Below are 13,271 nucleotides of genomic sequence, written 5' to 3' on the forward strand. Positions count from 1 at the left end.
GTTCCTTATTCGGTGGGGGATTCCGCCAGGCCCAGGTGGTGCAGGGTGATGCGGCCGAACGGCGCCGCCGCGTCGGCCAGGTCCAACGGCAGGTCGAAGTGGTCCCGGCCGGGCACCGTGTGCGTGGTCACCGGGACACCGAGGAAGGCCAGGTGCGCCGCGTACTCCTGCTGCTGGCGCAGGTACGTGCCCGTCTCGTACTCGCCGACCGCGAGCAGGACCCGGTCGCACCGCGGCGCGGACATGGCCAACGGGCTGCACGCGCGGGCGAGTCCGGGAGTGAGGCCGACGGCGTCGTTGACGTAGGTGCGCGGGATCTCGCCGAGGTCGTAGAGGCCGCTGAGCAGGCAGGCGCCGCGTACCCGCGGAGCCTTCGGGTGCGCGAGCGCGGCGGCGAGCAGGTGGGCCCCCGCGCTGCTGCCCGCCATGTGCAGGCGGTCCGGATCGATGCCGTACCGCGGTGCGGAGGCGGCCAGCCACGACAGCGCTGTACGGACCGAAGCGATCATCTGCGGCACGGTGCGCGCCGGTGCGAGCCCGTAGGACACCGCCACAAAGGCGCAGCCGTGCGCCACGGTGTGCTCCGCCGCGAAGCAGGCGTCCTCGATGCCGGACTCCTGCCAGTGGCCGCCGTGCACGAAGACCAGCGCCGGGGAGCCGGCCGCCGGCCGGGTGGCCGGGGGAGCGGGGAAGAGGTGGCAGCGTTCGACGGCGGCGGCGCCGTACGGCACGGCCTCGCGCACCTCCAGCCGTGCCCGCGCCGCGTCGCTGCGTGTCCGGTACCGCCGCAGCGTCCCCGCCGGATCCCGGGCGAGGGAACTGGGCGAGTACTCCCGGTCCAGCAGGCTGGGCTCACGCACCGGGCTTGCGCCCCTCGACGACGCCGTGCGGTGTCCAGCCCTTGTTGTGGGTGCGCGTGATGTCCACGAACCCGGCGGTGGAGAGCCACTCCTCGTGGTCACGCCATGGGTAGATCGTCGATTCCTCGAACGGCAGCACCGTGAAGTACACGTTGTCCAGCGCGGTGTAGAGCGGGCCGGCGCCGTCGTCGTCGGCGAACGCGTTGAAGACGACCACCCGGCCGCCGGGGGAGAGCGCCTCGAAGGCCCGCTTGAGCAGCGTGGCGTTCTGCTCCGGCGACCAGATCACGAACTGGTGGGCGAACAGCACCAGATCGTGGCCGTGGGGCAGCGGCTCGCCGAACATGTCGCCGGCCACGACATCGATCCGGTCGCCGAGCCCGGCGGCCTCGACGTTGTCCCGGGCCACCTCGACGGCGCCCTCCAGATCGAACACCGTCACCCTCAGATGGGGATGGGCGCGCGCCAGGGCGATCGCGTTGACCGCGTCGCCGCCGCCGACGTCCAGCACGCGGGACACCGGCCGGTAGTCGACCTGCTCCAGCAGCACCGGGTTCGACAGCTCCGACCAGGCGTGCATGCCCCGGTAGAAGCGGTTGCCCAGCTCCGGGTTCTCCTCCAGCCGGGTGTAGAGATCGCTCCCCGAGCCGGGTACGTGCTTGAGGCCCAGGTTCTTGCCGGTGCGCAGGGACTCGGCGTACTCCTGCGCGGGGAGGTAGGACACCCGCTGCTGGAAGTCGATGATGCTGCGGATGTGCGGCCAGGTGCCGTCGTCGATCGCGGCACGCAGCGTTTCGCTCGGCGTGTAGCGGTCGCCGGTGCGCTCGGTGAGACCGAGCGCCGTGGTGCCCAGCAGCAGGGTCCGCGCGGACTTGGGCGGCAGCCCCAGCCCGGTGGCGACCTCGTCACTGCCGGAGGGGCCGTTCAGTGTCAGATACTCGAACAGCTGCAGTTCGGACGCGGCGCGCAGCTGCTGGAAGGCAGCGAACCCGAACAGCACCGGGACGAGCGAACTGAGGTCAACCGGCTTCGTCATCACGCAGCTCCCAACGCGGTGGTGGCGTACTTCCTTCAACGTGCTTCCGCGGCGCTCCTGTTCGCCTCACGTGCCTCTAGAGCCGGGTGCGGAAGGTCCACAGCTCGGGGAAGAAACGGTGCTCGTTGATCTCCCGGAGCCAGGCCGCGCCGTCGCTGCCTCCCGTGCCGCTCTTGCCGCCGAGCATCCGCTCCACGACGAGCAGATGGGCGGCGCGCCAGTGCGAGAACTGGTAGGCGACCTCCAGCAGGGACTCCGCCAGCCGGTGTGCCCGGGGGTACGCGTGCGGATCGCGGTAGATCTCCAGCCAGACGTCCTCGACTCCGGGGTCCGGCTCGTGCTGCTCCCAGGGCACCTTCTCCACGCAGTGCTCCGGGACCGCGAAGCCCTGCCGTGTCAGATAGGCCAGCGCGGCGTCGTACAGCGAGGGCTTGGACAGCTCGACGCGTAACGACTGGTAGCCGTCGGCGTAGGCCGAACTCACGTGGCCGGGCGGCCGGTTGCCCATCGCGAACTCCAGTCCGCGGTAGGCGAAGGACTGCACCCCCGAGGCGTCGTCGAGCACGTGCCGGAAGGCCACGAACTCGTCGACCGACATGCCGTTCATCGACTCCCAGCAGGCCACGAGCACCCGCTGGGTGCGCGTGGCGCGCATCAGCGCCACGCACGCGCCGGCCGGGTCGTCCTTGTGCAGCGCCTGCCGCGCCTGGTCCAGGTCGTCGGTCACGGCCCGGAACAGCAACTCCTTGACATGGCTGATCAGGAGGAAGTTCAGCTCGCCGCGAGCGTTGCTGCGCGGCTGCTGCAGCGCGTGCAGTTCGTCCATGCGGCCGTAGGCCACGTACTCGTGCGCCTGGGTCACCGTGCCTCCTTCACTACGTCACACAGCTCGTGGACCGCGCGCCGCACCTGCTCGTGTGTCACGTACAGCGGAGCGAAGGCGAAGCGGACCAGGTCCGGGGGCCGGGAGTCGACGAGCACTCCGCGCGCGGCCAGCGCCTCCTCGACCGCCTCCGCGTCCGGGACCCGCAGCGCGAGGTGCCCGCCCCGGCGGTCCGCGTCCCGGGGCGAGACGAGCTGCGCCGGCAGACCGGGACGGCTGCGCTCCAAGCACTCCAGGAAGAACTCCGAGAGGCGACGGCTGCGTTCGTGCAGCGCGTGCACGCCCACGGCGAGCAGCGGGTCGAGGGCGTGGTCGAGTGCGACGAGGCTGAGCAGCGGGGGAGTGCCCGTACGGCCCCGGTCGATGCCGGGGTCCGGCTCGAAAACGGGCGCCATGGCGAAGGGCTCGGCGTGCCCGTGCCATCCCGACAGCGGGAGGTCCACCGCCTCCTGGAGGCGGGAGGCGATGTAGAGGAACGCCGGAGCGCCGGGGCCGCCGCCCAGGTACTTGTATCCGCAGCCGACAGCGAGGTCCACCTCGTGGGCGTCGAGTTCGACCGGCAGCACACCGGTGGCGTGGCTGAGGTCCCACACGGAGACCGCCCCGGCGGCGTGGCACAGCGCGGTGGTCGGCCCGATCCCGCGCCGCTCCCCGGTACGGAAGTCGACGGGTGCGGCGAGTGCCGCCGCCACCTCATCGCCCTTCTCGCGGAGGAAGGAGTCGAAGCCCTCGCCGGACGCGGTGACGACCTGGCGCCCCAGCAGCCGGGCCACCGAGTGCGCGATGTAGAGGTCGGTGGGGAAGGAGGAGGCCTCGATGAGGAGGACGGGCCGCTCCGTACGCAAACGGCAGGCGGCGACAAGGGCGTTGAACAACGTCGTCGAGGTCGTCTCGCCCGCCACCACGATCTGCCCGGGTGCCGCGCCGAGCAGGGCCGCGAGCTTGTCCCCGAGGGTGCGGGGCAGGTCGAGCCAGCCGTCGCGGAACCAGCCCCGCACCTGATGGGGCCCCCACTGGCCGTGCACGACGCGCTCCAGCTCACCGGTCAGATCCGTGCGCGGCGGGCCCAGCGAGTTCCCGTTGAGGTGCACGGTGCCGTCGGTGGCGTACGTGCGCGCGAAGGCGGAGAGCGGGTCGAGGGCGTCGCGGCGCCGCGCCTCGTTCTCCGCGGGCGCCGTGGCCGTGCGGGGCTCCGGCGCTTCCGTCATCCCTCACTCACCTTCCGGCCGCTGTCGCTGTCGCTGTGGCTCCCGGCCCGGCCCTCGCCGGTCCAGACCCGCGCGGAAACCCGCACCTCGGCTGTGCCGTCGTGCACCGAGCCGGTGCAGTTCAGCACCGACTCGGTGCCGTACGGGGTGACTTGGCGGACCGTCACCGGCCCGCTGCCGCCGTCGTCCAGGCCCAGCGGGACCAGCCCGAGCGCGGCTGCCGCCGGGAGGCACCCCGGGTCCTGGGGGAGCCCGAACCCGGGTGCGAACACGCGCGCCAGGACCTCCCGGTGGTGCGGGTCCCAGCGGAAGAGCGTGAGGTCGGTAAGGCCGAGCTCCGCCATGCGCGCGGCGTCCGGGGCGGGCAGCGCCCGCGGGTCGTCGGCCACGCGGAGGAAGGTGAACCCCCTGCCGGCTCCGCACACCCGCGGAGTGCCGCCGTACGGGCCGAACAGGGCGGGATCGGCCGGGATTTCGTGGTCGACGGCCGGCCCGGTGAAGGGCACTTCGACCGTGTGGCCGTCGGTGCGCAGCCACTGGCAGCCCTCCTCGGTCCTGCGGCCGACCTCACCCGCGGGGAGGTGCCCCCTGTCGACCAGGAAGGCGGCCGTACCGGCCAGCGAGTGCGTGGCGAAGGGGGTCTCCCCGCCGGTGTTGAAGATCCGCGAGGTGAAGGTCCGTTCCGCCTTCGAGCAGTCGCCGACCAGGACGCTCTCGACCGCCTCTCCCGTGGTGCGGGCATGTGCGGCGGCGTGGGCGAGCGCCTCGTCGTCGCACGGGCCGTCCGGGAGCAGGACGTTGAGGGCACTGCCGCGGCCGGGGGCAGTGCCGAACATGTCCACCGTCGTCACCTGCATCGTTCACCCTGTAGCTGCTTCTCGGCGAAGGCGATGAGGGTCTCCTCGTCGCCCTGGTACGGCGGTTCGGGGCGGGGCCAGTGCACGACGAGATCGGTGAAGCCGGCCTCCTCCAGCACGCCGGCGGCCTCCTCGTAGGCGGCCACCGACGCGGTGATGCCGCCCACCGCCGCATCGGCCACGAACAGCCGGCGCAGTGTGGCCGGGTCCCGGCCGGCGCGCTCGCACGCCGCGTCGACGCGGCGTATCTGCTCCCGCAGCACCGGCATGACCTCGCGCAGCGGGCGCCCTCCGAAGTCGGCGGGCGGGCCGGAGGTGACCCAGAACTGCCCGAAGCGTGCGGTGAGCGCCATGCCCCGCGGTCCGGTCGCGGCCGGCGCGAACGGCAGCCGCGGCCCGTCCCCGGACCGGGGGTGGAAGTCGGCTCCGGACGTCGGGTACCAGGGCGAGTCCGCCCCGTCGCCGCCGTGCACGAGGACGCTGTCGAGCAGTTCGACGAACGCCTCGAACCGGTCGGCGCTCTCCCGGGGACTCAGCGGCGCTGCGCCGAGGACGCTCGCGTCGTAGCCGGGCGCGCCGGCCCCCAGCCCGCAGATCAGGCGCCCTCCGGCGATGTCGTCGACACTGACGAGGTCCTTCGCGAGCACCACGGGGTGACGGAAGTTGGGGGTGGCCACCAGCAGCCCCAGCTTGAGGGTGCGGGTGACCGTGGCCGCCGCGGTGAGGGTGGGGATCGCGCCGTACCACCGGCGGCCGGCCAGCCAGCGCCACATCAGATGGTCGTAGGTCCAGGCGTGGTCGTACCCGAGCTGCTCCGCCAGCCGCCAGCGCTCGGCCGCCACTTTCCATTCGTGCTCGGGGAGCAGCACGATGCCGTGCCTCATGCGCCGACACCCTGGAGCTGCTGTTCGGCGATCCGCGCGGTCGCCTCGTCGAGCGCCCGCAGCGCGCCGGGCACGAGCGTCATCATGATGCCGCCGGAGTGCCCGGTGACGACCGGATGGTGGTGCCCCTCGACGTTCGGGTACAGGCCGTTGTGCGCCAGGTCGGTGCCCACCATGGCGACGCGCGCGCGGAGTTGGCCGATGAACCGGACGCGGCCGATGGGGCGGCGCACGGTGAGGAAGAGGTTGTCGTACAGCTCCTCCTTCTCCCGCGAGACGGTCATCGCCGGGGTTCCGATGGACTGCTGGAGGAGGGAGGGCCCGTCCGGGACGAGATGGGCGGCGATGTAGTCGTGGGCCGCGGCGTTGCGCGCCACGGCGGTGCCGAGCGGTTCGCACGCCGGATCGCCCTGCCAGGGCAGCTTGCCGCGGAAGATGCGGCGTACGGGCCGGTAGTCCGGGGCCCAGGTGCCGCTGATGGCCGGGTGCTGGAGCGCCATCCGGCGCCGGATGTGGCTGTGGTAGTGGGCGCGGGGCACCGTGGAGGAGTAGAGCAGCATCGCGCTGTAGGCGTCGACGCAGGCGGCCAGCAGGTCGAGTTGAGGGCGGCCGGGCATGGTGTCGGGGGAGTCCCCGATGAGCTCGTGCATCGCGCGCCACAGGGCGAACGAGGCCTGATGCCCGGTGATCCACCGGTACCAGAAGACCCGTTCCGCCTCGACGGGGTGCGTACCGAAGACGTTGTAGTCCGCGACGCCCTGGTCCACGGCCTCGTCATCGGACTCCTCGTGGGCCGGGGGCTCGAAGGGCCGGCCCGCCTCGGGCAGATACAGCGGTCGCAACTGGAGTACGGGAGGCTCCTGTTGGCCGGATTCCGGCTGCTGTCCCTGGCCGCCGTTCACGGTGTCTCCCCCGTGGTCTCCGCCGGAGTCTCTCCCGGGACCTCACCCGAGAAGTGGATGAACTCCATTTCGAGGCCGTTGGGGTCGAGGACGTAGAGACTCTGCATCCCGTCGTCGTCGGTCACGATGTCCGACGGAGGCTCGTCCCGGCTCCACCGGATGTCCTCGCGCTCCCGCAGCCGCAGCCAGCGCTCCCGCAGCGTGACGAGGTCCTCGTGGCAGTCCACGACGATCCCGAGGTGCTGGAACTGGTAGTCGTTCGGGCCGGGCCCGTTCCGGGTGTGCCGGTCCCGGTCGAAGACGTGGAACCGTACGTCCCCCACCTTCAGTTCGACCAGCTTTCCGATCCCGGGGAGCCGGGAGTGGGTGAGCGGAGAGAACGTACTCAGTGTCCACTGCGCCTCGGCCCCGAGGAATTCCTGGTACCACGTGGTCGTGGAATCCACGTCATCGGTCTGAATGGCGACGTGGTGAAGTTTAGGGGCGATGGCAAGCGCGTTCATCGAGTCCCTTTCGTCGCGAGGAGTCGGCTGGCATTACGCCACCGCCGCGAATCCTGCCGGCGCCTCCGGAACCTCCGCGGAGGGGCGGCCGGCGGGCACCAGAAATGCTGTATCACCGAGCGCGCCCGGAACAATCAGAGGATGCTTAAGTCCTTCTCAAGTCACCCTCGGTCGGGCGCCGGTGGCTCCGGGTGGCTCCACCACGGACTGTGAGACATTTTGTCATTCAACAGGTCCGCCGGCCCCGCCTCCGTACTGCGGCGGGCGGCAGGGACGGTGAACTCGCCCGCCCGGAACGGCCTTTCGCGTGCGGCCCCGGTTGTCTAAAGATTCCCTGACAGCAAGTTTAGGGAGTTCCGAAGGTTTCCCGCGCCGCGGCCGGATACGATTTTCGGCATCGACGGCAGAGCAAAGGCACAACTGCCGCCCGTCAGGCTGCCGTTACCGAGGGAGGAAACCTATGTCCCGCCCGGATTCCCCGGGGAATGCCGCAGCCATGGGATTCGACCCGGACGAGCGAGCGTGGGTCCCGTCCCGGGAGAGCACGACGGAGCGGACGGGCCGCACGTTCGCCGCCGCACCCGCGCTGGAGGGCGACCTCCTCCTCGACGGACCCTCGCGGCAGGCCTACGCCACCGACCTGGGCAACATCGCCGCGCACACCCCCTGTGCGGTGCTGCGGCCCCGCTCGGCACGGGACGTCGCCGCGATGATCCGCTTCTGCCGCATCCACGGCATCACGGCCTCGGTCCAGGGGAGGGGGAGCACCACCCTCGGCCAGACCCTCTGCGACGGCCTCGTCATCGACACCCGCACCCTCGACCAGATCCACTCCCTGGGCCCCGACGTCGCCGAGGTCGGGGCCGGCGTCCTCTGGAAGAACCTGGTCACCGCGGCCTACGAGCACTCCCCGCGGCTGACACCGCCGGCGATCACCGCGTACACCGAGCTGAGCGTGGGCGGCACGCTCTCGGTCGGCGGCCTGGGCGGCCTCGTCGGCGCGCTGCGTACGGGCCTGCAGGGCGACCACGTACGCGAGTTGGAGGTCGTGACCGGGACCGGCGACATCGAGCGCTGCTCCGCCGAGCACCGGGCCGACCTGTTCGAAGCGGTCCTCGGCGGCCTCGGTCAGTGCGGCGTGATCACCAAGGCCGTACTCGACCTCGTCCCGGCCAAGGAGCGCGCCCGCACCTATGTGCTGGGCCACACCGACAACGCCGCCTTCTTCCGCGACCTGCGCACCCTCATCGAGCAACCGGACATCGACCACGTCTACGCGACGCTGCGACCGCCGGGCGCCGAGCCGACTCACCAGCTGTACGCGACAGTTGTCCACGACCCCGATGAACTGCCGCAGGACGGGACCGCCCTCGCGGGCGTGGAGGCCACACCGCACGTCGAGGACAGCTCCTACCTGGACTACGTCTTCACCATCGACCGCCTGGTCGGGCAGATGCGGGAGAGCGCACAGTGGGACGGGCTCGCCAAGCCCTGGTACGACGTGTGGCTGCCCGGCAATGCCATGGAGGACTACGTCGCCGAGGTCCACCCGAAGCTCACCGAACGCGACTTGGGGCCCTGCGGTATCAGCCTCATCTACCCGCAGCGGCGCTCACATCTGACGAGGCCGCACCCTCCGCGGCCGGAGCCGGACGGCTCGCCCTGGGTGTACATCCTCGACATCAACACCACCGCCGCCTCCCACGACCCCGCATACGTACAGGAGATGCTGGAGCGCAACGACCGCTGGTTCGCCCGGGCGCGCGACCACTACGGCGCGGTGCTCTACCCCATCGGCTCCGTACGGTTCACCGCGCAGGACTGGCGCGCCCACTTCGGCGACGCCTGGCCCGCCTTCCGCGCCGCCAAGAAGCGTTACGACCCCGACGCCCTCCTCACGCCGGGCCCCGGAATCTTCCCGAACGGCTAGGCCCTGGCCGCACCGCGCGGCTCCTGCCCGCACACGTCGTCCCAGCAGTTGGGAGTAGCTCCATGCTGCCGTCCAAGCCGGAACTCCACGGCACCGTCGGTGCCGTCGCCAGCACCCATTGGCTCGCGTCGTCCGCGGCCATGCGCATCCTCGACGACGGCGGCAACGCCTTCGACGCCGCCGTCGCCGCCGGTTTCGTCCTCCAGGTCGTCGAGCCGCACTTCAACGGGCCCGGCGGGGACGTGTCCATCGTGGCCCACCGGGCCGGGGGCGAGGACGTCCAGGAGATCTGCGGCCAGGGCCCGATGCCGCGGGCCGCCGGCATCGAGGCCTTCGACGGGCTCGGCCTGAACAGCATCCCCGGCTCCGGGCTCCTGCCCGCCTGTGTGCCGGGCGCGTTCGGGGGATGGATGCGGCTGCTCTCGGAGTTCGGGACCATGCACCTCGCCGACGTGCTCGAACCGGCCATCGGCTACGCGTCGGACGGCTTCCCGCTGATGCCCGAGACCGCCCTGGCCATCAGCACGCTCGCCCCGCTGTTCCGCGACGAGTGGACCGGTTCCGGGAGCACGTACCTCACCAGCGGGCCCGCCCCCGCCGCCGGCAGCCGGTACCGCAATCCCACGCTCGCCCGGACCTACCAGCGGCTGCTGAAGACCGCCGAGTCCGCCTCGGCCGACCGCGAGACGCAGATCGAAGCCGCCCGACAGGCCTTCTACCAGGGCTTCGTGGCGCAGGAGATCTCCGACTTCCTCGCCTCCGGGCCGATGCTCGACGCGACCGGCCGGCGCCACCAGGCGCTGCTCACGGGTGAGGACCTGGCCCGCTGGGAGCCGACCGTGCGGAGCGCGACGAGCCGCGCGTACGGACCCCACCAGGTCTTCAAGCCCGGACCGTGGTCGCAGGGCCCGGTCTTCCTTCAACAGCTCGCTCTGCTGGAGGGGTTCGACCTGCCGGCCATGGGGCAGGGCAGCGCCGACTACATGCACACGGTGGCGGAGTGCACGAAGCTCGCCATGTCGGACCGCGAGGCGTGGTACGGCGACCCGGCCTTCACCGACGTGCCGCTGGACACCCTGCTCTCCGCGGAGTACACGCGGCAACGGCGTTCCCTGGCCGGGGAGTCCGCCGCGCTCACCCTCCGGCCGGGATCCCCCGACGGCCGCACGCCGTACCTCGTGCCCCCGGCCGCGCCGGAGGACACCGAGCCCGACTCGGAGGTCATCTCCCAGCTGCGCAACGGACTTCCGACCATCCTCCAGGCCACCACCGCGAAGGCCGACACGTGCACGGTCACCGTGGTGGACCGGCACGGCAACACGGTGGCCGCCACCCCCAGCGGCGGCTGGATGAAGAGCTCCCCGGCCATCGGCAGTCTCGGCTTCCCGCTGGGCACCCGCGGCCAGTCCATGTACCTCACCCCCGGGCACCCGAACTCGCTGGAGCCCGGCAAACGGCCACGCACCACCCTCAGCCCCACCATCGTGCTCCGCGAGGGCCGGCCCTTCCTCGCCTTCGGGACACCGGGCGGCGACCGGCAGGACCAGTGGACGCTGCAATTCTTCCTCAACGCCGTCGAGTTCGGGCTCGACCTCCAGCACGCGACCGAGACCACGGCCTTCCACACCGACCAGGTCCCCGCGTCCTTCACCCCGCACGCCTTCCGCCCCGGGGTGCTGGTGGCCGAGGAGACCTGCGCGCCGGAGACGGTCGAGGCGCTGCGGCGGCGCGGCCACGAGGTGGAACTCGTACCGGCCTATTCGCTGGGGCGGGTCTGCGCGGCCGGATTCACCCCGGACGGGGAGTTCGTCCGCGCGGCCGCCAGCCCCCGCGGCCGGCACGCGTACGCGGGCTGCGCGTAGCGACCGGCTCCGACCCCTCCGTGCACTCTGTGAAAGGACGGCAACCCGTGACGCCCACCAACAGCACGCCGCCGATCGTCGAACTGCAGGACGCGGAACAGCGGCGGGAATGGCAGAAGTTCACACTCTCCGACCTGCCCGAGATGATCAGCGCCATGCACGTGTGCCACGCGGTGCACGCGCTCTCCACCACGCCGCTGCTGGAGCGGCTGCGCAACGGACCGCGGCAGCCCGGAAACGGCCTGCTCGACGGGATCAACCCCGAGGTCGGGCCCGGCTTCCTGCGCTACCTGGAGCAGCGCGGCATCGTGCAGACCCAGGGGGAGGAGTACGTACTGACCCAGCTGGGGGAGTGCCTGACCAGCGACATCTCACTCGCCCGGCTCGGGATCTACGTCGAGGCGTACGGCGGTGTGACCAGCCGGCTCGGTGAACTGCTCAGCGGGGAGGCGGTCTACGGCAAGGACGTCGTCCGCGACGGCGGGGCGCTCGGGGCGCACTGCGCCACACTGTTCTCCTTCTTCCACACCCCGGCCGTGCTCCAGGCCATGCAGGGCCGCCAGGTCACTCGCATGCTCGATGCCGGCTGCGGCGGCGGGCAGTTGATCGTGGACGCCTGTGTGCGCGACCCGTCGCTGACCGGCATCGGCATCGACATCGACCCGGACGCCATCGCCTGGGCGCGGGACCTGGCAGTGCAGTCCGGCGTCGCCGACCGGGTGGAGTTCGTGGTGGGGGACGCCTTCGCCCCCGAGACCTGGCCGGACGTGTGCCGCGAGGCGGACGGCCTGTGCATGATGAGCGCGCTGCACGAGCACTTCCGGCACGGCGAACAGGCCGTCGTGGACCTGCTCGACCAGATGGCGACGATGCTGCCGCAGCTGAAGATCCTGCTGGTCGGCGAGCCGGAACTGCGCTACGACGGCCGGGAGAACGACGACGACTTCTTCCTCATCCACGTGCTGAGCGGGCAGGGCCTCCCGCGCGACAGGTCCGCCTGGTTCGACGTCTTCGACAGGTCCGAGCTGACCTGCCGGCAGGTCTTCACCCGCCCCGGCGCCGGCCCCCGGATCTGCTTCTACGACCTCGCGGCCCGGCCGAACTGACGCCGGCGGGAGTGACCCAGAGATGACCACAGCCACGACACCGGGCCTGATGCCCGAAAGCGACGTGGACCTTTTCTCCCCCGCGGCACTGAGGGACCCCTACCCCCACTACGCGGCGCTGCGCCGCCTCGGCCCCGCCGTCCACCTGACCCGCTACGGCTTCTACGGCCTCTTCCGGTACGAACACGTCCGCCCGGCGCTCGTGGACTGGGAGCGGTTCAGTTCCGCCGAGGGCGTCGCCATGAACCCGACGACGAACCAGATGATGGACGGGTCGATCCTCGGGATGGACCCGCCGCGGCACAAAGCGGTCCGGAAGGTCTTCGACGAGGCGCTCCGCCCCAAGTACGTGCGCGGCGTCGCCGACGACCTGGAGCGCCTCGCCGGGCAGATGGCCGACGACCTCGTGGCGCGCGGAACGTTCGACGGGGTCCGCGACTTCGCGCGCAAGCTGCCGGTCGACATCGTCCTGGACCTCATCGGCTTCCCCCGCGACGAGCAGCGCGAGCAGATCCTCGACTGGGCGCTCGGCGCGTTCAACTTCATGGGCCCCGCAGGCGACTTCCAGTCCTCCTCACTGCCCGACGTACAGGAGCTGATGCGGTACCTCACCACCAAGGCGACGCCCGCGAAGCTGCTTCCCGGCAGCTTCGGCCAGATCGTGTGGGCGGCGGTCGAGCGCGGTGAAGTGACGGAGAACGAGGCGCTGATGACGATGAGCGCCTACGCGTGCGCCGGCGTCGACACCACCATCGCCGGCATCTCCAGCACCCTGTGGCTCCTGGCCCGGCACCCCGACCAGTGGGCGGAGGTGCGCGAGGACCCGTCGGCCGTCCCCGGCGCGTTCCTCGAAGGGCTGCGCATGGAGGCGCCCGTGCAGACCTTCGCCCGGGTGACCACGTGCGACGTGGAGCTCGACGACGTCACGATCCCCGCCGGATCCACTGTGGTGCTCTCCTACGGTTCGGCCAACCGGGACGAGCGGCACTATTCCGATCCCGACAGTTTCCGGGTGCGCCGGAACCCCTCGGACACCGTCGCGTTCGGCTTCGGCGTCCACAACTGCCCCGGCCGCGCGCTCGCCACGATGGAGGCCCACGCCCTCTTCGGCGCGCTCGCCGAACGGGTGGACACGCTCGAACTCGCCGGGGAGCCCACACGCAGCCCCAACAGCATCACGCGCGGCCTGGAGACCCTGCCGGTCCGGGTGAGTTGACGCCCGTGACGCGTGACCCGACGC

12 protein-coding genes are annotated in these 13,271 nt (G+C 71.6%); 4 read left to right on the plus strand and 8 right to left on the minus strand.

What is annotated here, in order from left to right:
- Positions 1-5 precede the first annotated feature (5 nt).
- The 8 genes from AC3AGO_RS32245 to AC3AGO_RS32280 form a co-directional block, all read right to left on the minus strand.
- Positions 6-860, minus strand: a complete 855-nt coding sequence (locus tag AC3AGO_RS32245; protein WP_487823812.1) for an alpha/beta hydrolase — start codon at positions 858-860, stop codon at positions 6-8.
- Entirely contained in the window at positions 853-1,896 is a 1,044-nt protein-coding gene (locus AC3AGO_RS32250) for a methyltransferase (protein ID WP_487823813.1), read from the minus strand. The genes AC3AGO_RS32245 and AC3AGO_RS32250 overlap by 8 nt, the downstream gene beginning before the upstream one ends.
- Positions 1,897-1,972: 76 nt before the next feature.
- Positions 1,973-2,758: a tryptophan 2,3-dioxygenase gene (locus AC3AGO_RS32255; protein ID WP_487823814.1), complete on the minus strand. Its 786-nt coding sequence runs from the start codon at positions 2,756-2,758 to the stop codon at positions 1,973-1,975.
- Positions 2,755-3,987, minus strand: a complete 1,233-nt coding sequence (locus AC3AGO_RS32260; protein WP_487823815.1) for an aminotransferase class V-fold PLP-dependent enzyme — start codon at positions 3,985-3,987, stop codon at positions 2,755-2,757. The genes AC3AGO_RS32255 and AC3AGO_RS32260 overlap by 4 nt, the downstream gene beginning before the upstream one ends.
- Complete coding sequence (locus tag AC3AGO_RS32265; protein ID WP_487823816.1) at positions 3,984-4,844, minus strand: hypothetical protein; 861 nt, start codon at positions 4,842-4,844, stop codon at positions 3,984-3,986. The genes AC3AGO_RS32260 and AC3AGO_RS32265 overlap by 4 nt, the downstream gene beginning before the upstream one ends.
- Positions 4,835-5,728, minus strand: a complete 894-nt coding sequence (locus tag AC3AGO_RS32270) for an LLM class flavin-dependent oxidoreductase (protein ID WP_487823817.1) — start codon at positions 5,726-5,728, stop codon at positions 4,835-4,837. Before AC3AGO_RS32270 ends, AC3AGO_RS32265 begins: the two co-directional genes overlap by 10 nt.
- Positions 5,725-6,630, minus strand: coding sequence for a hypothetical protein (locus tag AC3AGO_RS32275; protein WP_487823818.1), 906 nt, complete (start codon positions 6,628-6,630; stop codon positions 5,725-5,727). Before AC3AGO_RS32275 ends, AC3AGO_RS32270 begins: the two co-directional genes overlap by 4 nt.
- Entirely contained in the window at positions 6,627-7,133 is a 507-nt protein-coding gene (locus AC3AGO_RS32280) for a VOC family protein (protein WP_487823819.1), read from the minus strand. The genes AC3AGO_RS32275 and AC3AGO_RS32280 overlap by 4 nt, the downstream gene beginning before the upstream one ends.
- Positions 7,134-7,629: 496 nt before the next feature.
- Between AC3AGO_RS32280 and AC3AGO_RS32285 the strand changes: the two genes are divergently transcribed.
- The 4 genes from AC3AGO_RS32285 to AC3AGO_RS32300 all read left to right on the plus strand — a co-directional run bounded on the left by AC3AGO_RS32285 (position 7,630) and on the right by AC3AGO_RS32300 (position 13,247).
- Entirely contained in the window at positions 7,630-9,063 is a 1,434-nt protein-coding gene (locus AC3AGO_RS32285) for an FAD-binding protein (RefSeq protein ID WP_487823820.1), read from the plus strand.
- Positions 9,064-9,125: 62 nt separating this feature from the next.
- A complete protein-coding gene (locus AC3AGO_RS32290) occupies positions 9,126-10,925 on the plus strand; it encodes a gamma-glutamyltransferase family protein (RefSeq protein WP_487823821.1) in 1,800 nt (599 codons plus the stop codon).
- Positions 10,926-10,972: 47 nt separating this feature from the next.
- Positions 10,973-12,031 carry a methyltransferase domain-containing protein gene (locus AC3AGO_RS32295; protein ID WP_487823822.1) on the plus strand — a complete coding sequence of 353 codons (1,059 nt, stop codon included), beginning with the start codon at positions 10,973-10,975 and terminating at the stop codon, positions 12,029-12,031.
- 22 nt (positions 12,032-12,053) lie between these two features.
- The gene (locus tag AC3AGO_RS32300; RefSeq protein ID WP_487823823.1) at positions 12,054-13,247 is read left to right on the plus strand and encodes a cytochrome P450; all 1,194 of its coding nucleotides are present in this window, start codon (positions 12,054-12,056) and stop codon (positions 13,245-13,247) included.
- Positions 13,248-13,271: the final 24 nt, after the last annotated feature.

The sequence above is a fragment of the Streptomyces sp. BL1 genome, from assembly GCF_057628045.1.